The organism is Curtobacterium sp. VKM Ac-1393, assembly GCF_015350995.1.
Lineage (GTDB): Bacteria > Actinomycetota > Actinomycetes > Actinomycetales > Microbacteriaceae > Curtobacterium.
The window spans coordinates 158,184-185,022 of record NZ_JADKRW010000006.1 but is presented as its reverse complement, the minus strand read 5'-3'; the positions used below and the strand labels follow the sequence as shown (position 1 = coordinate 185,022).

Here is a 26,839-nt window from a genome sequence, read left to right as displayed (position 1 = left end):
ATGCAGCCTAAACGACACCCACGACTGAAAGGCTGGCAAGGAACCGCATGACTCGCTGGGAGTACTTCACCACGCCCCTGATGATCCACAACACCACCGCCATCCTCAACAACTACGGGGACGAGGGCTGGGAGCTGGTCCAGATCGTCACCGGCCCCGAGGGTGGGCTCGTCGCGTACCTCAAGCGCCCGAAGGCCGACGCATGAGCGTCGCGGACCGCCTGACCGAGTTGGGGCTGACGCTCCCGCCGGTCGCCGCACCCGTCGCGGCGTACGTGCCCGCGGTCGTCACCGGCCGGTACGTCTACACGGCCGGCCAGCTGCCGTTCGTCGACGGTGCACTGCCCGTCACCGGCAAGGTAGGAGCGTCCGTCGACGCGGAAACCGCCACCGCGCAGGCCCGCGTGGCCGCGCTCAACGCCCTGGCCGCCGTCGAGTCGGTCGCCGGGTCGCTCGACCGAGTCGCCCGGGTCGTCAAGGTCACCGTGTTCGTCGCGTCCGAGCCGTCCTTCACGGGCCAGCCCGGGGTCGCGAACGGCGCCTCCACCCTGGTCGGCGAGGTCTTCGGAGACGCCGGCGTCCACGCGCGCAGCGCGGTGGGTGTGGCCGTGCTCCCGCTGGACGCTCCTGTGGAGGTCGAGCTGGTGGTGGAGCTGACGGCCTGACAGACCGTGAGCAGTGCAGCGAACGCAGGTGGGGCCTCCCGTCCGACATGGACTGGAGGCCCCACCTGCGTGACACGGACTACATGAGTTCCGCGATGGTCGCCATGATCGTCGGGTCGGCCAGCGTCGTCGTGTCACCGATGCGGCGGCCCTCGGCCGCATCGCGGAGCAGGCGCCGCATGATCTTGCCGGAGCGCGTCTTGGGCAGCTCGGGGACGATGACGACCTGGCGGGGCTTCGCGATCGCACCGATGCGCTTGCCCACCCAGTTGCGGAGTTCGGTCGATGCCGATTCGCGGTCGACGTCCGCTGCTGCCTCCGCCGTCAGGATGACGTACGCGACGACCGCCTGACCGGTGGTCTCGTCGGCGGCTCCGACGACGGCGGCCTCGGCGACGCCCTCGTGCCCGACCAGGGCGGATTCGATCTCGGCCGTCGACAATCGGTGCCCGGAGACGTTCATGACGTCGTCGACGCGGCCCTGGATCCAGATGTCGCCCTGACCGTCGAGCCGCGCGCCGTCGCCGGCGAAGTAGCGGCCGGGGAACCGAGACCAGTACGTCTCCACGAACCGGTCCGGGTCGCCCCAGATGCCGCGGGCCATCGACGGCCACGGCTCGGTGATGGTGAGGTAGCCGCTCTCGCCGGGCTCGGCGCGGTTGCCGTCGTCGTCGACGATCTCGGCGACGATGCCGGGCAGCGGCGTCTGCGCGGCGCCGGGCTTGAGCTTCGTCACACCGGGTAGCGCGGAGATCATGATCGCGCCGGTCTCGGTCTGCCACCAGGTGTCGACGATGGGCGTGCGGTCGTGGCCGATGACCTGGCGGTACCAGTTCCACGCCTCGGGGTTGATCGGTTCGCCGACGCTGCCGAGCAGACGGAGGGTCTCGAGGCTGCGGGCCTCGGGGATCTCGCGGCCGGCCTTCATCGCCGCACGGACCGCCGTCGGCGCGGTGTACAGGACCGTGACGCCGTACGAGTCGACGAGGTCCCACCAGCGGCCGGGCTTCGGCTCGTCGGGCGTGCCCTCGTAGAGCACCTGCGTCACGCCGTTCGCCAGGGGGCCGTAGACGACGTACGAGTGCCCGGTGATCCAGCCGATGTCGGCGGTGCACCAGTAGACGTCCTTCTCCGGGTGCATGTCGAACACGTTCTTGTGCGTGTACGCCGCCTGGGTCAGGTACCCGCCGGAAGTGTGCACGATGCCCTTCGGCTTACCGGTCGTGCCCGAGGTGTACAGGATGAACAGCGGGGTCTCGGCGGGGAACGCCTGCGCCTCGTGCGACGGCGCGGCCTTGGCGACCTCGTCGTGCCACCAGCGGTCACGGTCGTTCCAGGCGATCTCGTTGCCGCCGCGCTTCACGACCAGGACGTGCTCGACGCTGTCGGTGCCCTCGCCCTCGAGTGCCTCGTCGACCGCGGGCTTGAGCGGCGACACCGCCCCGCGGCGCCAGCCGCCGTCCGCCGTGACCACGAGCTTCGCGCCGGCGTCCTCGATGCGGGCACGCAGGCTCTCGGCGCTGAACCCGCCGAAGACGACCGAGTGCACGGCGCCGATGCGGGCGACGGCGAGCATCGTGACGACGGCCTCGGGGATGAGCGGCAGGTAGACGACGACGCGGTCGCCCTGCCCGACGCCCAGGTCGGTGAGCATGTTCGCGGCGCGCTGCACGTCGGCGGTGAGCTCGGCGTAGGTGATCCGGCGGGTGTCGCCGGGGGCGCCCTCGAAGTGGATCGCCACCCGGTCGCCGTTGCCCGCGCGGACGTGCCGGTCGAGGCAGTTCTCGGCGACGTTGAGCGTGCCGTCGGCGAACCACTTGGCGAACGGGGCGCCTGACCAGTCGAGGGTCTGTGTGAAGGGCGTGCGCCAGTCGATCAGGGTGCGGGACTGTTCGGCCCAGAAGGCCTCGCGGTCGGCGGCGGCGGCCTCGTGCAGGTCCTCGTGCGCGACGGCGTCGGCGACGAACTCGGGTGTCGGCGGGAAGGTGGCGCCGTCGTCCTCGCGGTGGTCGGTCTGGGTCGGAGTGGACATCGATGTCCTTTCGCGTCGTTGCGTCTGTGCGATCTTGCGTGGTGCGTGGTGCGTGTTGCATCCGCAGGGTGCAGACGGAGACTACCCCTCGGCCTGCGGGGCGGGTGGCACGGTGCGTGTGGTGCATGCGGTGCGCTCCGGCACGAGTGACGGGGTGCGCCGCGGGCGTCGTGGTCGGTTCGACCGGTGTGCTCCGGATCGTCGTCGTGGCGGCACGCCCGGCGGTCGTGTCCGGGGTTGCCCAGAGGGGCGGATCGTGGGGTACAGTAGATCCTGCTGGACTCGTTTCCGGCGGCATCGAATCGGATTCCCCCCAATCCTTCGATGTCAAGGCGGCACCAGTTCCCCCCAACCGGTGCCGCCTCTTCTGTTTCCCGGGGTCCGGCTCGAGCGGTGCGTGCTCGCTGGACGCCAGGCAGGGGCGGCGATCCGCGCAGGGACGCCGGTCGAGTGGACAGACCGGTACATGTTCACGCATGGAGATGTCTGGTGGTGGAGTAGCAGTTGCTACGCACGGCCGAGCGGCGCGCTGCGGAGGATCGATGGCCGTCGTCGCGCCGCGAGGTCGTTCCGCCGAGTGGGGTACGGGTTTGCGTTTCGGGGGACAAATCGGTCCGTTGCTCCACCGACGCGTTCCCCTCCACAGGGTCCTTGCGGCACCGGATGCCGAAAGCGGCTCGCTCCCTACGCTCTGTCGTCATGCACCGTCACCGTGCCGCGCACCTGCCCGCCGCGGCGTCCCTGCCCGTCGTGCCCGCTGCGTCCGCCGTGCGCGCTCCGTACTTGCCCGGGGTGGGGGATCCCGCGTCGCGCCGACCGGACGTCGTCGTCGAGTTCGAGGAGCTCGCCGGACTCGTCGCGGACGCCCGGGTGACCGACGTGCTGGTGATCGGTGGGGTCGGCACCTGGGTCGATCGCGGCAGCGGTCTCGACACCGTGCCGGTCCGGCTCAGTGAAGAGCGCACCCGCGAACTCGCGACCCGCCTGGTGGCACTCGGCGGACGGCACGTCGACGAGACGACCCCGTGCGCCGACGTCCGGCACGGTGACGGCATCCGCGTGCACGTCGTCCTCGCCCCGGTGTCGGTCCGCGGCACCGCGATCTCGATCCGGCTGCCGCACCCGGAGCGCCCCACCCTCGCTGTGCTCGAGCAATCGGGCACCTTCGAGCAGATCCCGCGGTCGGTCGTCGAGGACGCGGTGACGGACCGGCGGAACGTGCTCGTCACCGGAGCGACGGGCAGCGGCAAGACCACGCTCCTCGCCGCGATGCTCGGCGCCGTCCCGCACGACGAGCGCATCGTCACCGTCGAGGACGTCGCCGAACTCCGCATCGCCCATCCCCACGTCGTCGGGCTCGAGGCGCGGCAGGCGAACGCCGAGGGGGTCGGAGCGCTCGGCCTCGACCGCCTCGTCCGAGAGGCGCTGCGGATGCGTCCGGACCGGATCGTCGTGGGGGAGTGCCGCGGCGCCGAGGTCCGAGAGCTCCTGTCGGCCCTGAACACCGGACACGACGGTGGCGCCGGCACGGTGCACGCGAACGGCGTCGCCGACGTCGCGGCGCGCCTCGAGGCGCTCGGTGCGCTCGCCGGGCTCGGGCCGGAGGCGCTGGCACGACAGGCGGTCAGCGCGTTCGACGTGGTGCTGCACGTCGAACGCCGTGCGGGTCGACGTCGGCTCGCCGCGGTGGGTGCGTTCCGGGTCGGCTCGGACGGGAGGCTCGTGGTGCGTCCGGTGGACGGCGTGCCGTGAGTAGGCGGTCACGTCTCCGGCGTGCGGGCGCGTTCGATCCGGCGCGTGCGGCCCGCGTGCTCGACCGGGTCGCGACGCTCGTCGCGGCGGGGGTGCCGCCGCCGCGGGCGTGGGAGCTCGTCGGCGGGGTACCCGGGGGCGGGTCGCCCGGGGGCGTGGCGTCGGCAGTCGTCGTCGGGGGTGCGGCCGCCGACGTCGTCGGGAGTGCGCCGCCCGCTGCCGCCGACGTCGCGCTCGTCCTGCGGGTCGCGGACCGGACGGGGGCGCCCGTCGCGGAGACGCTCGGCGCCCTCGCCCGGGCGCTCCGTCGATCGGCGGCGTCGGACCGGGCGATCCGCGTGGCGCTCGCCGGCCCGCGCACGAGCGCCCGGGTGGTCCTCGCCCTGCCGTTCTTCGGGATCGGACTCGACGCCGCGTGGGGGTCCGGAGCCGTGCAGGTGCTCGTCGGGTCCCCGCTCGGCTGGACCTGCTCGGGACTCGCCGCGCTGCTCGTCCTGCTCGGCCGGGCGTGGACGGCGCGGCTCGTGCGGGCGGCGACCCCCGCCGGACGGATCCCCGGAGTCGTCCTCGACGCCTGGGCGGTGGCCGTGTCCGGAGGTGGTTCGTGGATCTCGGCCGGTGAGGCCGTCCGCCGGGCCGCTGACGGTGTCGTGCCGCCTGAAGCCGACCTGTTGCGTCTGCGCGAGGTCCTCGACCTGGCTCGGCGCGCGGGCGTCCCCGCCGCCGGACTGCTCCGCCGCGCAGCCGACGACGTCCGCGACGACGCCGCTGCGGCCGGGCTCGCCGCAGCCGAGCGCCTGGCCGTGCGACTCGTCCTGCCGCTCGGCGTCTGCGTCCTGCCGGCGTTCGTGCTCGTCGGGGTGGTGCCGGTCGTGGTCGGCGTCCTCTCCTCCACCGTCGTCGGTGTGCGGTGACCTGTCCACAGATGCCGACGGCGACCCTGACCGCGACGGGGCCGCGCGCCACGCTGGTGGGACCGCAACAGAAGGGACGAACCCATGAGCACCACCTCGAACCGTCACCGTCGCACCCTCGGCCGGCTGCGAGATCGAATCCGCGACGACCGGGGGTCCGCGACCGCCGAGTACGCCGTCGTCATCCTCGCTGCCGTGGCGTTCGCGGGGGTCCTCGTCGCCGTCATGCGCTCGGGCGAGGTCCAGACCATCCTCACCGAGCTCGTCCGCGGTGCACTCTCGCTGTGAGCCGCACCCGTTCCACGAGCGGGGCTCGGTCACCGTCGAGTTCGCCGTCGCCCTGCCCGTCGTCGTCCTCGTCCTCACCCTGCTCGTCGCGGGCGTGCTGGTCGTCGACGGGCAGGGCCGGCTGCAGTCGGCCGCCGCGACCGCCGCGCGGGCGATCGGGCGCGGTGACGACACCGTCGGACTCGCCGCCGCCGAACGGATCGCCCCCGGGGCGACCGTCAGCGTCCGGCGTGCCGACGACCTGGTGTGCGTCGACGCCACGCGCGGCGGCACCGGCCCGTTCTCGGTCCTCCCGCTCCGTGCGACGGCGTGCGCCGCGGCCGGGGGGAGCTGACTCCGAGCGCGGCTCGGCGACCGTGCTCGTCGTCGCCGTCCTCGGCGCCGGGGTGCTCGTCGCGTCCGCGGCGCTCGCCGCGGCCGGCCACCGCACCCAGACCGTTCGGGCGGACGGGGCTGCCGACGCTGCGGCGACCTCGGCCGCGGCGACGGCGATCGGGCTCCTCGCCGGGCAACCGTGTGACGTCGCCGAGCGCGTCGCCGACACGAACGGTGCGGTCCTCGTGGGCTGCGACCTCGCCGCCGCGACGGCCCGCGTCCGTGTGGTCGTGGGCTCCGGACCGTTCGCCGTCGGCGCATCCGCGGTCGCCGGTCCGGCGGACGACCAGCCCGAGCACGGTGTGTATGGTGTGCCTGTCGGCCACCGGTCACCGATGTCCCGGACGACCCGGGCACGTTCGTGTCCAGGGCCGACCAGCACCATCGATCAAGGAGACACGTGCCAGGCACGAAGAAGCTCGTGATCGTCGAGAGCCCCGCGAAGGCGAAGACGATCGCGCAATACCTCGGTGACGGATACGAAGTCCAGGCCTCGGTCGGACACATCCGCGACCTCGTCGAGCCCAAGAACCTGCCGCCCGAGCTCAAGAAGGGCTCCCTCGGCAAGTTCTCGGTGGACGTCGACAACGGCTTCGAGCCGTACTACGTCGTGTCCGACGCCAAGAAGAAGACGGTCGCCGAACTCAAGCGTGCACTCAAGGACGCCGACGAGCTCTACCTCGCAACAGATGAAGACCGCGAGGGCGAGGCGATCGCCTGGCACCTGCTCCAGGTCCTCAAGCCGAAGGTCCCCGTCAAGCGGATGGTCTTCCACGAGATCACGAAAGAGGCGATCCAGCGCGCGCAGGAAGCCACTCGTGAACTCGACACCGCCCTCGTCGACGCCCAGGAGACCCGTCGCATCCTCGACCGCCTCTACGGGTACGAGGTCTCGCCGGTCCTGTGGCGCAAGGTCGCTCCCGGTCTCTCCGCCGGACGCGTGCAGTCCGCCGCGACCCGGCTCGTCGTCGACCGAGAGCGCGAGCGCCTGGCCTTCGTCTCCGCGAACTACTGGGACCTCTCCGCGCGGTTCGAGAAGACGGGGGAGTCCTCCTTCTCCGCACGACTCGCCCGGATCCACGGCACCCGGGTCGCCTCCGGCCGTGACTTCGACGACCTGGGCGCGCTGAGCGGCGACGTCGTGCGCCTCGACGAGGCCGCCGCAGCGTCGCTGACGACCGTGCTCGAGCGCGCCGGCGACGCGACCGTCCGCAGCGTCGACTCGAAGCCGTACACCCGCCGTCCGGCCGCACCGTTCACCACGTCGACCCTGCAGCAGGAGGCGGCACGCAAGCTCCGCCTGTCGCCGCGGCAGACGGCCCGTGCGGCGCAGACGCTGTACGAGAACGGGTACATCACCTACATCCGTACCGACTCGGTCTCGCTGTCGAAGCAGGCGATCGACGCCGCCCGCAAGCAGGCGGCCGACCTCTACGGCTCCGCGACCGTGCCGGACAAGCCCCGGCTCTACGCCAGCAAGAGCAAGAACGCGCAGGAAGCGCACGAGGCGATCCGTCCCTCCGGCGACTCGTTCCGCACCCCGCAGGAGCTCCAGGGCACGCTGACCGGTGTCGAGTGGCGGCTCTACGACCTCATCTGGAAGCGCACCGTCGCGTCCCAGATGGCGGACGCCAAGGGTTCGACCGCGTCGATCGTGCTCGGCATCACGTCGACCGAGTCCGTCGAGGGCATCGCCTCGACCGCCACGGGCACGGACGCCGAGTTCACCGCCTCGGGCACCGTCATCACGTTCCGCGGGTTCCTCAGCGCCTACGAAGAAGGCCGCGACGAAGACCGCCACGAGTCCAGCGACCGTGCCGGGCAGGACGTGGCGCTGCCCGACGTCAAGCAGGGCGAGCACCTCGAGGTGCACGACGTGCTGGCCAAGGGGCACGACACCACGCCGCCGCCGCGCTTCACCGAGGCGAGCCTCATCAAGACGCTGGAAGAGCTCGGGATCGGGCGTCCGTCGACGTACCCGACGATCAGCCCCACGATCATCGACCGCGGTTACGTCTCGTTGCGCGGCACCCAGCTCGTGCCGAACTGGATCGCCTTCAGCGTCGTCCGACTGCTCGAGGAGTACTTCGGCGAGCTCGTGGAGTACGACTTCACCGCCGAGATGGAAGAGGACCTCGACCGGATCGCCCGTGGCGAATCCGACCGGGTCGACTGGCTCAAGGGCTTCTACTTCGGTGGCGGCGCGGACGACCAGCGGGGTCTGCGGACGGTCATCGACAACCTCGGCGAGATCGACGCCCGCGAGATCAACTCGGTCGAGCTCGCACCCGGGCTCACGCTCCGGATCGGGCGCTACGGCCCCTACATCGAGGTGCCGACCGACGACCCCGAGAAGCCCCGCCGCGTCAACGTGCCCGAGGACCTGGCACCCGACGAGCTGACCGTCGAGAAGGCCAAGGAACTCGTCGACGCGCCCGTCATCGGCGACCGAGTGGTCGGGATCAACCCTGACTCGGGCAAGGAGGTCCTGGCGAAGGACGGCCGTTTCGGGCCGTACGTCACGGAGCGCACCCCGGAGCCGGAGCCCGCCGTCGACCCGAAGACCGGTGAGGTCACCGACACAGCGCCCGCCGTCGCGGAGCCCGCAGCTGCCGAGGCCCCCGCCGAGACCACCACGGGCAAGAAGGCACCGGCGAAGAAGGCCCCGGCCAAGAAGACGACGAAGAAGGCCGCGGCGCCCAAGGAGCGGACCGCCTCGCTCTTCAAGTCGATGGACCCGGCGACCGTCGACCTCGAGACCGCGCTGAAGCTCCTCGATCTGCCCCGCGTCGTCGGGCAGGACCCGGAGACCGGCAACGACATCACCGCGCAGAACGGCCGCTACGGTCCGTACCTGAAGAAGGGGACGGACACCCGGACCCTGCCGGGCGAGGACGCGATCTTCGACATCGACCTGCCCGGTGCGCTCGAGATCTTCTCCCAGCCGAAGTACGGCGGCAACCGTGCCGCGAGTTCCGCGCTGAAGGAGTTCGAGGCGGACCCCGTGTCCGGCAAGGCGATCAAGATGAAGGACGGCCGCTTCGGCCCGTACGTCACCGACGGCGAGACGAACGCGACGATCCCGAAGGGCGAGGACGTCGAGGCGGTCGACCACGCCCGAGCCGTGCAGCTGATCGCGGACAAGCGTGCCAAGGGCCCGGTGAAGAAGAAGACGCCGGCCCGACGGACGCCGGCCAAGAAGAAGTGACCGGTCGGTTCATCACGCTCGAGGGCGGCGACGGTGTGGGCAAGACGACCCAGGCCGAGCTGCTCTCGGCGTGGCTCGGCGAGCACGGCCGCACCGTCCTGCGGACCCGTGAGCCCGGCGGCACCGACCTGGGCGTCCGGATCCGCGAGATCGTCCTGCACGAACGCGGACACGTCTCGCCCCGAGCCGAGGCGCTGCTGTACGCCGCCGACCGCGCGCACCACGTCGAGACGGTCGTCCGTCCCGCGATCACCCGCGACGAGGTCGTGCTGCAGGACCGCTACATCGACTCCTCGGTCGCGTACCAGGGGGTCGCCCGCGGCCTGGGCGCCGAGCACATCCGCTCGGTGTCCGAGTGGGCGGCGGACGGCCTGGTGCCGGACCTGACGATCCTGCTCGACCTCGACGTCACGGTCGGTCGTGCCCGCGTCGCCGCAGCCCGTGGCGACACGTTCGACCGGCTCGAGTCCGAGGCCGAGGCGTTCCACGAGTCGGTGCGGCAGGCGTTCCTCGCGATGGCGGCGGCCGAACCCGAGCGGTTCCTCGTCGTCGACGCAGGCGGTTCCACCGCAGACGTCCAGCGCGCCATCCGTGCAGCGGTCGCCCCGCTCGTCGCGATCGACCCGGCATGACGGTCGTCGCTGGCAGGATGGTCCCGTGAGCGTGTGGGACGGCCTGACCGGCCAAGAAGAAGCCGTCGCGTCCCTCCGGAACGCGGCGGAGTCGCCCGACGGCACCGGCGGCATGACGCACTCGTGGTTGATCACCGGCCCGCCCGGGTCCGGTCGGTCGAACGTCGCGACCGCGTTCGCCGCCGCCCTCGTCGGCGACGGTCCGGACGACGACCACACCCTGCGGCAGATCACCGCGAAGACCCACCCCGACGTGTCGGTCCTGTCGACGCAGCGCGTGATCATCACCATCGACGAGATCCGGCAGCTCGTCACCTCGTCGTACTACTCGCCCTCGGTCGGGCGGTACCGCATCGTGATCATCGAGGACGCCGACCGCATGACGGAGCGCACCTCGAACCTGCTCCTCAAGGCGCTCGAGGAACCACCCGAGCGAACGGTGTGGATCCTGTGCGCCCCGAGTGAGGCCGACCTGTTGCCGACGATCCGGTCGCGGGTCCGTTCGGTGCGCCTGCGGGTCCCCGGCATCGAGTCCGTCGCCGACCTGCTCGTCGCCCGCACCGGCATCGACCGCGCGCTCGCGATGGACGCCGCACGCCAGGCACAGAGCCACATCGGGATGGCGCAGCGCCTGGCCACGAGCGAGGACGCGCGCGATCGTCGTCGCCGGACCCTGACGACCGTGCTCGGCGTCCGGAGCGTCGGCGACGCCGTGATGGCTGCGGCCGACCTGCTCGCCGTCGCCGACGAGGACGCCAAGGCCATCACGCAGGAGCGCGACTCCGAGGAGCGCGACGCCGCACTCCGGTCACTCGGCGTCGAACCCGGCGGCACGATCCCGCCGGCTCTCCGATCGCAACTCCGGGTGCTCGAGGACGACCAGAAGCGCCGCGCGACCCGCAGCCTGCGCGACGGGCTCGACCGCATCCTGGTCGACGTCTCGTCGCTCTACCGCGACCTGCTGCTGCTCGGACTCGGCGCCCCGGCCGAACCCGTGAACCTCGCGATGCGCGAGCACCTCGACCGGGCGCTGGAGACGACCACACCGGCCGCTGCACTCGAGGTGCTCGACGCGATCGCGCTGGCCCGGCAGCGGATCGGCGCCAACGTCGCCCCGCTGCTCGCGCTCGAGGCCCTGCTCGTCACGGTCGCTCGCGCCCGGCGCTGACGAGCATGCGACAATCACGGCATGCCCGACGCTGAACCCGGCCTGCGCGAACGGAAACGCCGCGCCACTCGACGCGCCATCCAGCAGGCGGCGCTCCGCATCGCGATCGAGGACGGTCTCAGTGCGGTGACGGTCGACGAGATCTCGCGGCGTGCGGACGTCTCGCCCCGCACGTTCTTCAACTACTTCGCGAACAAGGAACAGGCGATCCTCGGGGACGACCCCGAACTCCCCGACGACGCTGCGCTGCAGGAGTTCGTCGGCGGTGGCCCCGGCGGCGACCTGCTGTCGGACCTCGGAGCACTGCTCGTGCACTCGGCGCAGGAACTCATCGAGGAACGCGGCCTGATCGAGGAACGTCAGCAGGTGTTGCGGGCGAACCCGGAGCTGTTCAGCCGCCGCATGGAGTCGATGAAGGAGTTCCAGGCCGAGATCCAGGCGGCCGTCACGCGCCGACTCGAGCGCGAGGACCCCGAGCTCGCCGCCGACCCGGATGCGCTGCGCCGCCGGGCACGCCTGGCGTCGATCGTGGCACTCGGCGCGCTCCGGCACGCGTGGTGGGAGTGGTCTGGGTCCGAGGCCGGTTCGCACCTGGTCGACGAGCTCCAGCGATCGTTCGCGGAGCTCGGCGTGCTCGTTTCGCGTTCACTCGTCTGAACCTGTATAGTCATTGCTCGTGCCGCTCCGGTCTCGGAGCGAGCGCGCCGCCTTAGCTCAGTCGGTAGAGCGATTCACTCGTAATGAATAGGTCGTCGGTTCGATTCCGACAGGCGGCTCAGAACACATCCCCGGTCACGACCCCCACCAGGTCCTGACCGGGGATTTCTGCGTCTGCGGGAAACCGCACCCCTTGGTCTCGGGACTGACAACGGGGTGGAGCGCGGGATAGCCTCATCGCGATGCGGGCATCCCCGTGATCCACCACCAGCACCGCCCCGAGACCCCGGCGGCCGACCGTCGGAGGCATCGTGTTCAAACGTGTGACGACCGTCGTCCTGGTGGCTGCGGCAGCCGCCGCGTTGGCGGTCACCGCCGCTGCTGTGCCGCAGTCCCACGCCGAGTCCGCGTCGTCGTCCACCACCTCCGGGGCTGCGGGTCCGCGCACGAGTGGGACGCCGGAGCCCAACGCGGTCGCTGCCGATCCGACCATCGGTCGTGAGCCGACGTTCTCGGTCGACTTCGACACGCCCGCTGCGGCTGACGGGCCGTTCGCGGAGACGTACAAGGACTCGTGGCAGCCGTACCCGGACGGCACCGGTGACAAGTACTGGTCGAGCAAGATGGTCAGCGCCCACGACGGGTACATGGACATCAGCCTCGACGGCGAGCACGGCTCGGCCGGCACCTTCGGTACGCCGGAAGACGCCTGGTCCCACGTCGGTGGGTCCTTCAGCATCCGCGCACGGGCGACGGGCGGCACCAAGAACGGTGCCGCCATCATGCTCTGGCCGACGTCGAACGACTGGGCGGACGGCGAGCTGAACTACCCCGAGGGCAACTTCGACGGGTCACCGCGCGTGTTCCACCACTCGATGCTGCCCGGGCTCGAGCGGGCCTCGGACAACTACAACACGCATGTGTCGTGGCGCGACTGGCACACCTACACGACGGAGTGGATCCCCGGGAAGGCGATCCACTACTACCTCGACGGCAAGCTCGTCTTCACGGTGGCGCGGAACGTCCCGACGAGCCCGCACCGGTACATGGTGCAGGTCGGCAACTGGGGCCGCGCCGGTCACCTGCAGATCGACTGGGTCCGCACGTACGACGCGCAGTGACCGGTACGGGGTGCCGAGCGGTTCCCCGTTCTGGGGCTGCACGGTTGCTCGTCGATCGGCCACGATCGGAACCGAGCCCACTCCGCGCGTCGAAAGGTCGTCATGCTGCTCTCCCTTCTCTACATGAGTGCCGCTGACGAGCCCTTCGACCAGGAACGGCTGGACGCGCTGCTCGAACACGCGCGATCCCGCAACGCCGCGTCCGGCCTGTCCGGCCTGCTGGTCTACAAGGACGGCCGGTTCATGCAGCTGTTGGAGGGCCCCGAGGACGCGGTGCTCGAGACCTACCAGCGCATCATCGACGACCCCCGCCACACCGATGTCGGCCTGCTGGTCGAGGAGCGCATCCACACGCCGCGCTTCGGCGAGTGGACGATGGCGTTCGACCGCGATGCGGAGACGCCGCTGCCGGACGGGTTCGACCCGTTCCTGGCCGACGGCGACCGCAGCGCGGACGCGAGCAAGGCGCGCGCCCTGCTGCGCTGGTTCCGCAACCACCCCATGGCGGCGCCGGACGCGGCACTCGGCAAGCACCGGCGCTGACCGCCGCGCACCCGCTCAGGGCAGGTAGTACGTCGGGTTCGGCAGCTTCACGCTCCGATCCGCCGACCCACCGAGCAGGTCGCTGTACTGGTCACCGAAGTTCGCGACCACGTCGTACCGGCCGCCGGAGCGTGACTCGATGTGTGCCCGGGTCTGCGACTTGTACTCGACCGTGGTGCACTTCGCCGTGGCGCACGTGATGTACGACGGCTGCTGTGACGCTCCGACCCCGGTCCACTTCGTGTAGTAGGTCTCGGTGCCGCGCTTCGTGGCCGAGAACTGCGGGTACCCGACCTTCCGCAGGTTGTCGATGGTGGCGGTCTCCTGGTCGGTGTTCCGCCCGGTCAGTCCGATGACCGTGCAGCCGGCGCGCTGTGCGATCGACACGAGCGAGGCCATCGAGGGGGTTGCCGGGAATCGTTCGTCCTGCACCCACTCGTCCTGCCGTGCGGGGTCGAAGACGAAGTGCATGTCCGCGACCTCCATGTCGTAGGTCCAGAGCGTGGTGTCGTCGGCGTCGAGCACGATCGCGGGGTTGCGGTGCTGCTTGCGGCCGACGGCGCACTGGGCAGCGACGACGGGTGCCTGTCGCGTGACGATGGACCGCATCTCGCGGATGTAGGGGGACTCGGTGCGGTTCGCGAGTCCGGTGCCGGGGTCGCCGTAGTACGTGGCGATGGTCTTCTTGACGGAGTCGATGTTCGGGATGCCCTCACCGGACTGCGTCGTGCCGGAGGAGCCGTCGGCCGCCATCGTGAACTGCGTCCGTGGGGACAGCCGGGGCTCGGAGACGCCGGGCAGGTCGGCCGAGGGCAGGAAGTACGTCGGGTTCGGCAGCTTGAGCGAGCGGTCGGCGTACCCACCCTGCAGGTCGCTCCACTGGTCGCCGATGTTCAGCGTGATGTCGTAGCCGAGGTCCTGCTCGATGTGCTTGCGCGTCTGGGCCTTGTACTCGACGGTCGTGCAGCTCGCGGCGGCGCAGGTCACGTACGACGGCTGCTGCGAGGCGCCCTTGCCGGTCCACTTCGTGAAGAAGCGGTCCTCGGTGAAGGCGGTGTAGCCGACCTTCGACAGGTTCTGCACGGTCGCGGTCTTCTGGTCGTCGTTCCGGCCGGTCAGTCCGAACACGGTGAAGCCCATCCCGGCGGCGCGGTTGACGAAGCCGACCATGGACGGAGTGGCGGCGAAGCGCTCGTCCTGCACCCACTCGTCCTGCCGTGCGGGGTCGAAGACGAAGTGCATGTCCGCGACCTCCATGTCGTAGGTCCAGAGCGTGGTGTCGTCGGCGTCGAGCACGATCGCCGGCTTCTCGCCGTGGCGGACGGCGCGGTCGTGGATCCGCTGCAGTCCGGCACGCTGACGGTCGACGATGGACCGCATCTCACGGATGTAGGGGGAGTCGGAGCGGTCGGCCAGACCGGTTCCGGGGTCGCCGTAGTAGGTGGCGATGGTCTTCTTGACGGAGTCGATGTTCGGGATGCCCTCGCCGCCCTGGGTCGCGCCGGACGAGCCGTCGGCGGCCATCGTGAAGTGCGTCCGCGGCGTCAGACCGGCATCGGCGGAGTGCCCTGGCGAGTGCCCCGGTCCGTGTCCTGGGTCGCCCCATCCGTGGGCGCTGGCCGGTCCGCCGACGAGGGTGGACGTGAGGACGATCGCCGCGCTCGTGGCGACGACGGTGAGGACGGAACGGCGCATGGAGGACCTGCACACCTTCGACTCGGGGAGGGGTGACCCCCGGATGGGGGATCGTGGAGCACGTTAGCTGGCAATCACCCGTGGAGTCCATACCGAAGTGCTGAGGCCTGCACTGGTAGACATGGGCCCATGACGGTTCGCTGGGGAGTCATCGGCACGGGCGGCATCGCCCGGTCCTTCGTGGGCGACTGCGTCGCCGCGGGCATCGAGTTCACGGCGGTCGGCAGCCGCACACGCGACCACGCCGAGGCGTTCGCGGCGGAGTTCGACATCCCGCGGGCGCACGGCTCGTACGAGGAGCTCGTCGCGGACGACACCGTCGACGCCGTCTACGTGGCCACCCCGCACGTCCGGCACGCCGCGGACGCCCTGCTCGCGATCGGCGCCGGCAAGCACGTGCTCGTCGAGAAGGCCTTCACGATGACGGCGGCCGAGGCGCGGACCGTGGTCGACGCGGCACGTCGGGCCGGCGTCGCCGTGACCGAGGCGATGTGGACCCGGTTCCTGCCGCAGATGGCGATGATCCGCGCGGTCCTGGCCGAAGGACGGATCGGCCGGCCGGTGGTCGTCGAGGCCACGCACCACCAGGCCCTGCCCACTGATGCGTCGCACCGGTTGCGCGATCCCGCCCTCGGCGGTGGGGCACTGCTGGACCTGGGCGTCTACCCGGTGTCGTTCGCCGTCGACGTGCTCGGTGTGCCCACGTCGCTCGTCGCGGCCGGCACGCTGAGCGAGCAGGGGGTCGACACGCAGATGGGCATCGTCCTCACGCACGACGGCGGCGCACAGTCCGTGATCCACTTCGGGATGGACCTGCGGAGTCCGAACACCGCGTCGGTCATCGGCGAATCGGGGCGCATCGACATCGACTCCACCTGGTACACCCCGACGACGTGGCGGATCCGCGATCGCGACGGCGTCGTGGTCGAGGAGTTCGACGCGCGCGAGGAGCTCGCTGGCTACGGTCACGAGGCCCGTGCGTTCGAGGCGATGATCACCTCGGGCGTGCACGAGGGCGGCCCGATGGACGCCGAGCAGTCCGTCGCGATCATGGCCGCGATGGACGAAGCGCGCCGCCAGGTCGGCGTGCGCTACCCCGCGGACGATCCCTCCACAGCCCCCTGATCCGGGGCACGTCGTCCACCGGGCGAAGATCCGGCCTGGAGGCTCCTGCCGCAGTTCCGTAGGATCGGTCGCGATGTCCGATCAGCAGTCCACCCCGCCTTCCGTCCCGGAGCGTGTCCGCGCCGCCGTCGCAGCCGTGCGCGCCTCCGCTGCGCGTCGTCCGGTCCCGTGGATCGCCGGCGGGCTCGCGGCGCTGCTGGTGGTCGGTTCCGGCGGTGCCGTCGCGGTCGCCGCCGCGATGACGCCGGACACGCGCACCGACGCTGCACCCGCGGCGACCTCGAGTGCGACGTCGACTCCCGGCCGGACGACCACCAGCACGAAGCGGCCGTCGAGCACGCCCACGCCCACTCCGGACGCCCGGGCGGTGCCGAAGGACCCGGCCGGACCCTCCGCCCTCCGGACCTGCTCGATCGCGACCGCAGCCTCGGCGAGCGGTCTCGGCGCCTTCGAGGGCTACGTCATGGACGCGAAGACCGGCAAGGTCCTGTTCTCGAAGGACGGCGACAAGGCAGCGCAGACCGGCAGCGTCATGAAGACCCTGACGACGGCCACGGCACTCGCGGTGCTCGGCGGCGACCACCGCATCCCGACCACGGTCACCCAGGAGTCCGGCGGCACGATCGCCCTGGTCGGGCACGGCGACGCGACCCTGTCCGCCGGCAACGGCACCGTCTACCCGGGCGCACCGACGCTCGCGCAGCTCGCGCAGCAGGTGAAGGCGAAGCTGGGCGGGACTCCCGTCACCACCATCGTCACGGACGACACGTACTGGAGCGACGCCGACGCGTGGGACCCCACGTGGCCGGTGTCCGAGCGCACCATCGGGTACCAGCCGAAGGTCACGGCGCTCATGGTCGACGGGGACCGCGCGAACCCGTCCGCCGCGACCTCGCCCCGGTCAGAGGACCCGGTCGGCCGCGCGGGCGACGCGTTCCGCACCGCGCTCGCGAACGCCGGGGTCGCCGGTGCCGCGAACGCGCAGGTCGTCAAGCGCGCCACGACCAGCACGAACACCATCGCCACCGTGTCCTCGCAGCCGGTGTCCACCCTGATCGGGCAGATGATCCCGAACTCGGACAACACCCTGGCGGAGATGCTCGCCCGGGTGTCGTCGAAGGAGGCCGGCTCGAACGGCTCGGCGGCGTCCCTCACGTCGGTGTACCGGTCGGCGCTCGGGTCGTACGGCGTCGACGCGGCGGGCATCGTCATCAAGGACGGTTCCGGCGAGAGCGCCGCGAACGCGGTGTCGCCGAACTTCGTCGCCCACCTCATGGTCCAGGTCGCCGCGGGTGCGAAGGGTCTGGGCACCCTCGCGAACGCCCTGCCGGTGTCCGGCCAGTCCGGCACGCTCGCCAGCCGGTTCACGGGGGCGAACGCGGTCGCACGCGGCAAGGTGCACGCGAAGACCGGTTGGATCGACAGCGCGAACACCCTGGGCGGCTACATCGACGCCGCGGACGGCTCGCGCCTGACCTTCGCGTTCTACGCCATCGGGTCGCCCCGTGCCGCTGCTCTGCCGGCCCTCGACGCGGTGACCACGGCGGCGTACTCGTGCGGGAGCAAGCTCACCGGCTCCTGAGTCACCGGGTGTTGGATGGACCCATGGCCAGGGCACTCCTCATCGTCGATGTCCAGAACGACTTCACCGAGGGTGGTGCGCTCGGGGTGACCGGCGGTGCGGCACTCGCGAAGCGCATCACCGCGTTCCTCGGACGCCACGCCGGCGAGTACGACCTGATCGTCGGCTCCCGCGACTGGCACCACGGCGACGACGACAACGGCGGGCACTTCGCCGGACCCGAGGGCCCGGACTTCGTCGACACCTGGCCCGTGCACTGCGTCGCCGGCACCCCGGGCGCCGAGTACCACCCCGAACTCGACACCGACCCGATCGACGTCGACGTGTTCAAGGGCCAGGGCAAGCCCGACTACTCGGCGTTCCAGGCGCACACCGAGGGTGGCGTGCCGCTGCCGGAGATCCTGACGGAGCACCGCGTGCACAGCGTCGACATCGTCGGCATCGCCACCGACCACTGCGTTCGGGCCTCGGCCCTCGACGCCCGTGCCGCGGGGATCGACGTGGCGGTCTACGAGGACCTGGTGGCCGGCGTCGACGACGAGCGCAGTGCCCGTGCGCTCGAGGACATCCGATCGGCGGGCGGACACGTCGACCGCAGCGACATGGACGAGGGGCTCGCGAACCCGGGTGGCGCACAGCTCTGACGGACACGCTGCCCGGTCGCCGGAGCCGGCACGGCAGCGGGTCTCAGACCAGCAACTGGTGCTTCGCCAGGTCGCGGTACAGCGGCGTCGACTCGACGAGCTCGGAGTGGGTGCCGGCACCGACGACGCGGCCGTGCTCGAGGACGACGATGACGTCGGAGTCCACCACCGTGGACAGCCGGTGCGCGATGACGAGCAGGGTGCGGTCCTCGGCCACGGCGTCGATCGCCAGCCGCATCTTCTGCTCGTTGACCCCGTCGAGCGAGGACGTCGACTCGTCGAGCAGCAGGATCGGGGGAGCGGCGAGCAGCGCACGGGCGATCGCCAGACGCTGACGTTCGCCGCCCGACAGCATCACGCCGTCCTCGCCGACCTGGGCATCGAGGCCACGCGGGTCGCGGTGCAGGACCTCGCCGAGGTTGACGGCCTCGAGCACCCGGACGCAGTCGTCCTCGGTCGCGTCCGGTGACCCGAGCAGCAGGTTCGCGCGGATGGTGCCGGCGAGCACGGGTGCGTCCTGTTCGACGTAGCCGATCTGGGCGCGGAGCTCGGCGCGGTCTATGCCGCGCACGTCGATGCCCCCGAGTCGGATGACACCCTCGGTGGGATCGTAGAACCGCTCGATCAGGGCCAGGGTCGTCGACTTGCCTGCACCCGAGGGACCCACGAGCGCGACTCGGGACCCGCGGGGGACCCGGAACGAGACGTCGTGAAGCACCGCGTCGTCGGCCGGACGATCGTCGTCGAGGTGATCCGGGCCTCCCGGAAGCCCTTCGGCGCCGTCCGCGCCGGACGCGTCCGCAGCGGCGGCGTACCGGAACGTGACGTGCTCGAACGCGATGGCGTCGTCGGTCGCGACCGCGGCGGCGGGGCGCGCCGCGGCGTCGTCCTGGGCCTCGGTCGGCAGGTGCAGGATCTCCTCGATCCGGCCGAGCGCACCGAGCGCCTGGGCGACGGCGACCGCGGCGCCCATCGCCTGGCCGAGCGGCATGATCATCATGAAGAGCAGCAGGATGAACGTGATGAGCGTCGCGATCGTGATGGTGCCCGCGGCGACCTGCGCGCCGCCGACGCCGAGGACGGCGATGAACGCCACCTGCATGACGATGCTCGCGACCGGCACCACGAACGCGGACATCTTCGCGATGTCCAGACCGCGCCGGTAGGCCTCGGTCGCGTGGCCGTCGACCTCGTGTACCTCGCGCTCGGTGGCGCCGGCGGCGCGGATGGTGCGGACGGCACCGATGCCGCGCTCGACGGCCGCGGTCAGGTCGCCGACCTTCTCCTGCGCGCGTTTCGACGCGACCCGGATGCGACGGCTCAGCCCGCCGACGACGACGATCGCGACCAGGACGATGACGACCACGATCACGAGCAGCAGCGGGTCGATGATCGCCATCGCGATGATCGCGCCGACGAAGGTGAGGGTGCCGCCGATCGACTCGATCAGGCCCTGGGTCAGGACCGCCCGCAGGAGCGTGGTGTCGCTGCCGACGCGGGAGACCAGGTCGCCTGTGCGACGGGTGTCGAACTCCGAGATCGGCAGGTTCAGGATGCGCGCGATGAGCTTGCGGCGCGTGGAGAGCACGACGCCCTCGCCCGCACGCTGCAGCAGGAAGTGCTGCACCCCGTTCAGGACGCCGGCGACCAGCACGAGCCCGACGAGCAGCCAGACGAGCGTGCTGAGCGTGTTGCCCTGCTGCACCGCCGTGACGACCTGGTTGACGAGCAGCGGCTGGGCGAGGGAAGCACCGGCACCGAGGATGCTCAGGACGATGATGACGACCATCGCCGGCTTGTTCTCGAACAGGTAGGACAACAGGCGGCCGAAGGTGGCGCGGGGGCCGTCGGTCTTCTTGGGGCGCGCGAAGGGGAGGCTCATCGTGTTCCTAGTTTCTGCCGTACTTCTTGTGCACTGCCTGTCGGCTGACGCCGAGCAGGGTCGCGATCTCCTGCCACGACGCCCCGGCGTTCCGGGCCGAGCGGGCGGCGAGCTCTTCGGTCCGGTCGAGTTCACGGCGGAGCTCGCGGACGCTGGCGAGAGCGGAGAACGGGTCGTCCCCGGAGGCTCCTGCCGCGAGGCTCGTGATGGTCGGTCGGTCCATGCGCGTCAACCTACATTGACGCGCCGACATCTGTCAACCTGAGTTGACGGACAGGCGCGCGTGTCGGTGTCGGAGACGCCGGCGTCTTCGTTCGACGCCGCCGAGTTCGCGAGACGCCGCCGAATTCGGGGGCGTCTCGCCGGCTTTGCGGCGTCTTGCTGACACGACGGCGTCTCGCGAGTGCAGTGCACGAGACCGCGGACTGACGGGAGGCCCGGTGCCAGCTGGCACCGGGCCTCCCGTCCGTCCGTCGGTCGCCGATCAGGCGTCTGTGAACTCCGTGCTCTTCGTCTCGCGGACGAAGAGCAGTGCGACGAGCGTCACCACCGCGGCGATCGTCAGGTACAGGCCGACCAGGAAGATGTTGCCGTCGGGCTGCCACAGCGCCAGGGCGATCGTCGGGGCCAGCGACGCTCCGAGGATCGACGCGACGTTGTACGCGATCGCCGAGCCGGTGTACCGGACGTTGGTCGGGAACAGTTCGGGCAGCAGGGCGCCCATCGGTCCGAACGTCAGGCCCATCAGGGACAGCCCGACGGTCAGGAAGGTCACGACCGTGATCGGACCGTGCGACGCGGCGAACCAGAACTGGAACGTCAGGCCGAACAGGGCGATGCCGATCGTGGTCGGGATCAGGGTCCTGCGGCGACCGAACTTGTCGGCGAGCATGCCGGCGATCGGCGTGAAGATGCCGAAGAACACGACGCCGATCATGAGCAACGTCAGGAACTCACCGCGGCTGTAGCCGAGACCGACCTTGGGGACGAGCGCCGACGCCGTGGAACCGGTGGTGCCGTAGGACAGCGTGAACGTGGTCATGAAGTAGAACAGCACGTAGGTCGCGACCATGCCGAACGTGCCGACGATGAGCGCCTTCCACGAGGTGCGGAACACCCGGCCCAGCGGGATCTTCGCGACCGTGCCCGACTCCTGGACACCGCGGAACACCGGCGACTCGACGAGCTTGAAGCGCACGTACAGCCCGACGATGACCAGGACGGACGAGAGCAGGAACGGGATGCGCCAGCCCCACGCCTGGAAGTCGGCGTTGGGGGTGCCGTCGGCGCCGGCGGGCATCGCGGCGTTGATCGCGATGAACAGGCCGTTCGCGAGCAGGAAGCCGATCGGTGCGCCGAGCTGCGGCATCGAGCCGAACACGCCACGCTTGCCCTTCGGGGCGTTCTCGGTGGCGAGCAGTGCCGCACCGGACCACTCGCCGCCGAGGCCGACTCCCTGGGCGAAGCGCATCACGGCGAGCAGGACCGGTGCCCACACGCCGATGGTGCTGAACGTCGGCAGGCAACCGATCAGGAACGTCGCGGTGCCCATCACGAGCAGCGACGCGACGAGCGTGGTCTTGCGCCCGACGCGGTCGCCGAAGTGGCCGAAGATGATCGACCCGATCGGACGGGCGAAGAACGCGAGGGCGAACGTGACGAACGACGAGAGCTGCGACGCCGTCGGGTCTTCGTTCGGGAAGAACAGCGTCGGGAAGACGAGGACCGCGGCGGTCGCGTAGACGTAGAAGTCGTAGAACTCGATCGACGTGCCGACGAGGCTGGCGATGACGACGCGGGAGCGCGGGTTGCCGGCGGGTGCCGGGGTCGAGGTCGGGGTCGAGGTCGAGGTCGAGGTCGGGGTTGCGGGTGCCGGTGCGGCGGTCATGAGCGGTCTTCCGTGGTGCGCGCTCCTGGCGGAGAGCACGGATACCCGAAACGGCGGACACCGATCGGTTCGCGCGGGGTGGCGCGGACACCGGTCGGGTGCGTTCGGTTGGGTGGGGGACCGCTTGTGACGGAAGACAACATCGTACGACAGATGTCGTCCACCTCCGAATCAGCCCAGAGTCAGCTGGTGGCGCCCGCCTAGAGGTGGGCGGGGAGCTGGTGACCCATCCGGTCGCGCTTCGTGTCCAGGTACCCGGCGTTCTGTGCCGAGATGCCGACGACCAGCGGCACGAGGGACTCGACGGTGATGCCGTGCTCCTCGAGCTGGCGACGCTTCTCCGGGTTGTTCGACAGCAGCCGCACCCGGGTGATCCCGAGCTCGGACAGGATGCCGGCGGCTCCGCCGTAGGCGCGCGAGTCGGCGGGCAGGCCGAGCGCGAGGTTCGCGTCGAGCGTGTCGAGACCGTCCTCTTGCAGGCGGTAGGCCTTGAGCTTGTTGATGAGGCCGATGCCGCGCCCCTCGTGCCCGCGCAGGTAGACGACCACCCCGCCCTCGGCCGCGATCGTGTCGAGGGCGGCGTCCAGCTGCGGACCGCACTCGCACTTCAGCGACCCGAACGCCTCGCCCGTCAGGCACTCGGAGTGCACGCGCACCAGGGCGCCGTCCGACGGTGCCGACCCGTCGGGCAGGGCGCCGATGATGGCGACGTGCTCCGCGCCCGTGACGAGGTCGCGGTAGGCGCGCATCTGGAACGTGCCATGGGTGGTCGGCACGTTGGTCGAGACCTCGAACTGGACGGGGCTGCCCGGGGTGGAGGAGGTCAGCGCGTCGGTCATGGGGTGCTCCGGTCGTTCATGGGCCCGTCGTCTCCGAACCCGGTTGCTGCGTCGTGCTGGTGTGCTGTGTCGTGCTGCTGCGGTGTCTGCGACTGCGCTGTCTGTGGCTGCGCTGTCGCGCTGCGCTGCGGTCGGGCTCGGACCAGCAGGTCAGGGCCCAGGCTGGTGGTCGATAGTACGTCCAACCGCCGACGCTCGGAGATGCTTCCCACTCCCAGGTCGCCCAGAGCGACCCGGGGTCCGCCGAGCAGCACGGGCGCGACGTAGACGAGGTATTCGTCGACGAGTCCGGCGGCGATGAGCGCCGACGCGACGGTGGGGCCGCCCTCGACGAAGACCGAGTGGACGCCGTGTCCGCGCAGCATGCCGAGCGCAGCGGCGAGATCGTGCCCCGGCAACGCCACGAAGCCGCGCGGGTGTCGTCGGACCGCGGCGTCGTCGGGGATCGCACGGTCGCCGAGCACGACGGCGAGTGGTTGGTCGGCGAGCAGTTCGCCGGCGTCACCACGTGCCGTCAGGCTCGGGTCATCGGCAAGGACGGTGCCGGTGCCGACGAGGATCGCGTCGTGCGCGGCCCGCTGTTCGTGGACGTGCTGCCGGGCGGCGGCGCCGGTGATCCACTTGCTCGTCCCGTCGGCCGCGGCGGCACGGCCGTCCAGGCTGGAAGCCCACTTGACGGTCACCCACGGTCGGCCGAGCCGGACGGAGAGCAACCACCGTTCGAGGAACGCCTCGGCGTCGTCGGCGAGCACACCGGACACGACGTCGACCCCGGCGTGGCGGAGCCGGTCGGCGCCGCCGTGCACGTGCTCGCCCGGGTCGTCGATCGCGTACACGACGCGGGCGACTCCGGCTTCGATCAGGGCGGCGGCGCAGGGGCCCGTCCGCCCGGTGTGGTTGCACGGTTCGAGGGTGACGACGGCCGTCGCGCCGCGCAGGAGCGACGGGTCGACCTTCGCCATCGCGTCGACCTCGGCGTGCGGGGTGCCGGCGCCCTTGTGCCACCCCTCGGCGAGGACGTCACCGGCGGGGGAGAGGATCACTGCGCCGACCCGCGCGTGGTCGCCCACGACGGGCCCGAGGGCCGCGAGTTCGAGCCCGCGGCGCATTGCCCGGACCTCGATGGGTCGTACCGTGTCGCTCACAGATCGAGCCTACCGGCGCTGAGTCGGTGACGTGTCATCGGAAGGAACAGGGTGTCACGGAGCGCGCCGTCACGGAGCGCCGGGCCAGGCGAGGTCGGACGCCGGTTCCCCGTCCGCACGACGAAGCGCCGTCCACGCGCTGGTCGGACCCCCGTCGCGCCCCGGGATACGGGCCGGACCGACGCCCGTGAACGAGAACCCCGCGGCCCTGGCGACCGCAGCCGAGGCGGCGTTCCCCTCGTAGCACTCCCAGTAGACGTCCGGAGCGCCGTCCGCGAAGGCCCAGTCGACGACGAGCTCGACGGCGTCGTGCATCAACCCGAGTCCGCGCGCCGACGGTGCCAGCCAGAAGCCGAGGTCGCGGCCGGCGGTCCGGTAGCCGATGACACCGTCGAGCCAGGTCGATCCCTGCCGACGGATCGCCCAGGTGTACTCGCGGTCCGATGCCCACCCGGGGCCGACGAGCGCGTCGACGAAGGTGCGGGCGTCCTGCTCGCGGTACGGCGTCGGGATGGTCGTCCAGCGGACGACGTCGGGGTCCTGGCAGGCGTCGGTGATGGCCGCGGTGTCCGCCCGGGTCGGGACGTCGAGTCGGACCCGGGCGGACTCCAGCGTGACGGGGAGCATCGTCAGGCGCGCGTGCGCGGGACGAACCCGATCCGGTCGTACACGCGGGCCAGCGTCTCCCGTGCGATGGACTCGGCACGGTCGGCGCCGACGGCGAGCAGGCGGTCGAGTTCGGCCGGGTCGTCGAGCAGTTCGAGCGTGCGGGCGCGCACCGGCTCGAGCTCGGCCACGACGGCTTCGGCGACCGCACCCTTCAGGTCGCCGTAACCCTTGCCCGCGAACGAGGCTTCGAGCTCGGCGACGGGGGTCCGGCTGAACGCCGACAGGATCGCGAGCAGGTTCGTCACCCCGGGCTTGGCCTGACGGTCCGCCCGGATCTCGCGCTCGTCGTCGGTCACGGCCGACTTGATCTTCTTCGCGGTGCGCTTCGGGTCGTCGAGCAGGCGGACGAGGCCGCTGTCGGAGGCTGCGGACTTGCTCATCTTGCTCGTCGGGTCCTGCAGGTCGTAGATGCGCGCCGTCTCGGTGCCGATCCGGGCCTCGGGCACGACGAACGTGTCACCGAAGCGCGAGTTGAACCGGCCGGCGAGGTCACGGGTGAGTTCGACGTGCTGACGCTGGTCGTCGCCGACAGGCACGACCTTGGTGTCGTACAGCAGGATGTCCGCCGCCATCAGGACCGGGTACGTGAAGAGCCCGACCGACGCGGCCTCGGAGCCCTGTCGCGCCGACTTGTCCTTGAACTGCGTCATCCGGCTCGCCTCACCGAACCCGGTCAGGGTGTTGAGTACCCAGGCGAGCTCGGCGTGCGCCGGCACGTGCGACTGCACGAACAGCGTCGACTTCGTCGGGTCGATGCCCGAGGCGATGTACTGCGCGGCCGTCGCCCGCGTGCTCGCGCGGAGCTCGGCGGGGTCCTGCGGCGAGGTGATCGCGTGCATGTCCACGACGCAGTAGATGGCGTCGAAGTCGTCCTGCAGGTCGCGCCACTGCATGAGCGCCCCGACGTAGTTGCCGAGGTGCAGCGAGCCGGCGGACGGCTGGATGCCCGAGAAGATGCGGGTCTTGGTCATGGCGGTGCTCCGGTGCGTCAGGTGAAGCGGAGGAAGGAGGGGTCAGAGCTCGTAGTCGACGACCACGGGGGCGTGGTCGGACCATCGCTGGTCGTACGCCGCGGCGCGGTCGACCGTGTACTCCGTGACCTTCGCGGCGAGGTCGGGCGTGGCCATCTGGTAGTCGATGCGCCAGCCGGTGTCGTTGTCGAACGCCTGTCCGCGCCAGGACCACCACGTGTACGGGCCCTCGACGTCGCCGGCCTGCGCACGACCGACGTCGACCCAGCCGAGGCCCGGGCCCGTCGAACCGTCGGCGCCCTCGACCTCGGCGCCCTGCTCGCCGAAGAACCGCGAGAAGTACGCACGCTCGCGCGGCAGGAAGCCCGCGCGCTTGACGTTGCCCTTCCAGTTCTTGATGTCGCGCTGGTCGTGCCCGACGTTGAGGTCACCGACGACGACCGCGAGCGGGTTGTGCTCCCGCAGCGCCGGCAGTCGCTCGGTCATGGCGTCGAGGAACTTCCACTTCTCGTCCTGCTTGGGGGTGTCGACCTCGCCCGAGTGCACGTAGGTGGACACCACCGTGACCGTGGTGCCGCCGATCTCGTAGTCGGCCTCGAGCCAGCGTCCGGCGGAGTCGAAGTCGTCCGGACCCAGTGCGACGCGGTGCACGTGGGCGCCGTGCCGTGAGGCGATGGCGACGCCGGCCCGGCCCTTGGCGGTCGCCGGGTCGTGCACGATGTCCCACTCGTCGCCGAGCAGGCCGGCCAGGTCGTCGCTCGACGCACGGACTTCCTGCAGGGCCAGCACGTCGACTTCGCGGGTGGCGAGCCAGTCGCCCATGCCCTTGCGGAAGGCGGCGCGGACGCCGTTCACGTTGACGGATGCGAGGCGCAGGCGTGTCATGCAGACCACCTTATCGGCGGGCGCCGACACCCCTGGTCCACGCCGGTTCGGGGTTCCACGACTCGCCGCGTGCGCGTCGCTGAGGTTCCACAGATCGACGTGGAGGACGCCGAGATGACGAGATTTCGGAACCTCGGGCGGGCAACCGGGCGAGCGCACC

At 71.1% G+C, this 26,839-nt stretch carries 25 protein-coding genes, 1 tRNA gene and 1 pseudogene; 17 read left to right on the top strand and 10 right to left on the bottom strand.

The genetic code is table 11. The features are described 5' to 3' along the window. The first annotated feature begins 47 nt into the window (after positions 1-47). Entirely contained in the window at positions 48-206 is a 159-nt protein-coding gene (locus tag ITJ59_RS14465; RefSeq protein ID WP_017888699.1) for a DUF4177 domain-containing protein, read from the top strand. Next, positions 203-664: a RidA family protein gene (locus tag ITJ59_RS14460; RefSeq protein WP_194652007.1), complete on the top strand. Its 462-nt coding sequence runs from the start codon at positions 203-205 to the stop codon at positions 662-664. The genes ITJ59_RS14465 and ITJ59_RS14460 overlap by 4 nt, the downstream gene beginning before the upstream one ends. Before the next feature lie 79 nt (positions 665-743). On the opposite strand, the gene acs is transcribed toward ITJ59_RS14460, so the two are convergent. Next, positions 744-2,696 carry an acetate--CoA ligase gene (acs, locus tag ITJ59_RS14455; protein WP_194652006.1) on the bottom strand — a complete coding sequence of 651 codons (1,953 nt, stop codon included), beginning with the start codon at positions 2,694-2,696 and terminating at the stop codon, positions 744-746. A 699-nt stretch (positions 2,697-3,395) separates the two neighbouring features. Between acs and ITJ59_RS14450 the strand changes: the two genes are divergently transcribed. The 12 genes from ITJ59_RS14450 (at position 3,396) to ITJ59_RS14395 (ending at position 13,354) form a co-directional block, all read left to right on the top strand. Then, positions 3,396-4,448: a TadA family conjugal transfer-associated ATPase gene (locus ITJ59_RS14450; protein ID WP_194652005.1), complete on the top strand. Its 1,053-nt coding sequence runs from the start codon at positions 3,396-3,398 to the stop codon at positions 4,446-4,448. Then, a complete protein-coding gene (locus ITJ59_RS14445; protein ID WP_194652004.1) occupies positions 4,445-5,362 on the top strand; it encodes a type II secretion system F family protein in 918 nt (305 codons plus the stop codon). Before ITJ59_RS14450 ends, ITJ59_RS14445 begins: the two co-directional genes overlap by 4 nt. Positions 5,363-5,446: 84 nt before the next feature. After that, entirely contained in the window at positions 5,447-5,650 is a 204-nt protein-coding gene (locus tag ITJ59_RS14440; protein WP_194652003.1) for a DUF4244 domain-containing protein, read from the top strand. Further along, positions 5,634-5,984, top strand: coding sequence for a TadE family type IV pilus minor pilin (locus ITJ59_RS14435; protein WP_194652002.1), 351 nt, complete (start codon positions 5,634-5,636; stop codon positions 5,982-5,984). The genes ITJ59_RS14440 and ITJ59_RS14435 overlap by 17 nt, the downstream gene beginning before the upstream one ends. Positions 5,985-6,006: 22 nt before the next feature. Then, the gene (locus tag ITJ59_RS14430) at positions 6,007-6,450 is read left to right on the top strand and encodes a hypothetical protein (RefSeq protein ID WP_194652001.1); all 444 of its coding nucleotides are present in this window, start codon (positions 6,007-6,009) and stop codon (positions 6,448-6,450) included. Then, positions 6,426-9,233 (top strand): type I DNA topoisomerase, encoded by a 2,808-nt coding sequence (gene topA / locus ITJ59_RS14425; protein ID WP_194652000.1) that lies wholly within the window; start codon positions 6,426-6,428, stop codon positions 9,231-9,233. The genes ITJ59_RS14430 and topA overlap by 25 nt, the downstream gene beginning before the upstream one ends. Further along, a complete protein-coding gene (gene tmk / locus ITJ59_RS14420; RefSeq protein WP_194651999.1) occupies positions 9,230-9,865 on the top strand; it encodes a dTMP kinase in 636 nt (211 codons plus the stop codon). Before topA ends, tmk begins: the two co-directional genes overlap by 4 nt. A gap of 25 nt (positions 9,866-9,890) precedes the next feature. Next, the gene (locus ITJ59_RS14415) at positions 9,891-11,033 is read left to right on the top strand and encodes a DNA polymerase III subunit delta' (RefSeq protein WP_194651998.1); all 1,143 of its coding nucleotides are present in this window, start codon (positions 9,891-9,893) and stop codon (positions 11,031-11,033) included. Between the two features lie 21 nt (positions 11,034-11,054). Further along, on the top strand, positions 11,055-11,690 hold the full coding sequence (locus ITJ59_RS19190; RefSeq protein WP_228511570.1) for a TetR/AcrR family transcriptional regulator: 636 nt from the start codon (positions 11,055-11,057) through the stop codon (positions 11,688-11,690). 46 nt (positions 11,691-11,736) lie between these two features. Continuing rightward, positions 11,737-11,809: transfer RNA gene (locus ITJ59_RS14405), tRNA-Thr, on the top strand. A 192-nt stretch (positions 11,810-12,001) separates the two neighbouring features. Further along, positions 12,002-12,811, top strand: coding sequence for a glycoside hydrolase family 16 protein (locus ITJ59_RS14400; RefSeq protein WP_194651997.1), 810 nt, complete (start codon positions 12,002-12,004; stop codon positions 12,809-12,811). Between the two features lie 102 nt (positions 12,812-12,913). Then, positions 12,914-13,354 carry a BLUF domain-containing protein gene (locus ITJ59_RS14395; RefSeq protein ID WP_194651996.1) on the top strand — a complete coding sequence of 147 codons (441 nt, stop codon included), beginning with the start codon at positions 12,914-12,916 and terminating at the stop codon, positions 13,352-13,354. A 15-nt stretch (positions 13,355-13,369) separates the two neighbouring features. On the opposite strand, the gene ITJ59_RS14390 is transcribed toward ITJ59_RS14395, so the two are convergent. Beyond that, complete coding sequence (locus ITJ59_RS14390) at positions 13,370-15,049, bottom strand: HAD family acid phosphatase (protein WP_194651995.1); 1,680 nt, start codon at positions 15,047-15,049, stop codon at positions 13,370-13,372. A 129-nt stretch (positions 15,050-15,178) separates the two neighbouring features. Between ITJ59_RS14390 and ITJ59_RS14385 the strand changes: the two genes are divergently transcribed. The 3 genes from ITJ59_RS14385 (at position 15,179) to ITJ59_RS14375 (ending at position 18,400) form a co-directional block, all read left to right on the top strand. After that, complete coding sequence (locus ITJ59_RS14385; protein ID WP_194651994.1) at positions 15,179-16,174, top strand: Gfo/Idh/MocA family protein; 996 nt, start codon at positions 15,179-15,181, stop codon at positions 16,172-16,174. Between the two features lie 73 nt (positions 16,175-16,247). Next, complete coding sequence (gene dacB, locus ITJ59_RS14380) at positions 16,248-17,756, top strand: D-alanyl-D-alanine carboxypeptidase/D-alanyl-D-alanine-endopeptidase (protein WP_194651993.1); 1,509 nt, start codon at positions 16,248-16,250, stop codon at positions 17,754-17,756. 23 nt (positions 17,757-17,779) lie between these two features. Continuing rightward, the gene (locus ITJ59_RS14375; protein WP_194651992.1) at positions 17,780-18,400 is read left to right on the top strand and encodes an isochorismatase family protein; all 621 of its coding nucleotides are present in this window, start codon (positions 17,780-17,782) and stop codon (positions 18,398-18,400) included. 43 nt (positions 18,401-18,443) lie between these two features. Here ITJ59_RS14375 and ITJ59_RS14370 read toward each other — a convergent pair whose 3' ends face one another. The 8 genes and pseudogenes from ITJ59_RS14370 to ITJ59_RS14335 all read right to left on the bottom strand — a co-directional run bounded on the left by ITJ59_RS14370 (position 18,444) and on the right by ITJ59_RS14335 (position 26,679). Further along, the gene (locus ITJ59_RS14370; RefSeq protein ID WP_194651991.1) at positions 18,444-20,282 is read right to left on the bottom strand and encodes an ABC transporter ATP-binding protein; all 1,839 of its coding nucleotides are present in this window, start codon (positions 20,280-20,282) and stop codon (positions 18,444-18,446) included. 7 nt (positions 20,283-20,289) lie between these two features. Continuing rightward, positions 20,290-20,505: a hypothetical protein gene (locus ITJ59_RS14365; protein WP_194651990.1), complete on the bottom strand. Its 216-nt coding sequence runs from the start codon at positions 20,503-20,505 to the stop codon at positions 20,290-20,292. A 261-nt stretch (positions 20,506-20,766) separates the two neighbouring features. Continuing rightward, positions 20,767-22,170: an MFS transporter gene (locus ITJ59_RS14360; RefSeq protein WP_194651989.1), complete on the bottom strand. Its 1,404-nt coding sequence runs from the start codon at positions 22,168-22,170 to the stop codon at positions 20,767-20,769. A gap of 200 nt (positions 22,171-22,370) precedes the next feature. Continuing rightward, positions 22,371-22,976 (bottom strand): annotated as a pseudogene (gene ribA, locus ITJ59_RS14355) (GTP cyclohydrolase II); the annotation flags it as partial. A gap of 29 nt (positions 22,977-23,005) precedes the next feature. Beyond that, complete coding sequence (gene ribD, locus ITJ59_RS14350) at positions 23,006-24,118, bottom strand: bifunctional diaminohydroxyphosphoribosylaminopyrimidine deaminase/5-amino-6-(5-phosphoribosylamino)uracil reductase RibD (protein WP_194652177.1); 1,113 nt, start codon at positions 24,116-24,118, stop codon at positions 23,006-23,008. A gap of 105 nt (positions 24,119-24,223) precedes the next feature. Further along, the gene (locus tag ITJ59_RS14345) at positions 24,224-24,781 is read right to left on the bottom strand and encodes a GNAT family N-acetyltransferase (RefSeq protein ID WP_194651987.1); all 558 of its coding nucleotides are present in this window, start codon (positions 24,779-24,781) and stop codon (positions 24,224-24,226) included. 2 nt (positions 24,782-24,783) lie between these two features. Next, on the bottom strand, positions 24,784-25,794 hold the full coding sequence (trpS, locus tag ITJ59_RS14340) for a tryptophan--tRNA ligase (protein WP_194651986.1): 1,011 nt from the start codon (positions 25,792-25,794) through the stop codon (positions 24,784-24,786). Between the two features lie 42 nt (positions 25,795-25,836). Continuing rightward, positions 25,837-26,679, bottom strand: a complete 843-nt coding sequence (locus tag ITJ59_RS14335; protein WP_194651985.1) for an exodeoxyribonuclease III — start codon at positions 26,677-26,679, stop codon at positions 25,837-25,839. Positions 26,680-26,839 lie beyond the last annotated feature (160 nt).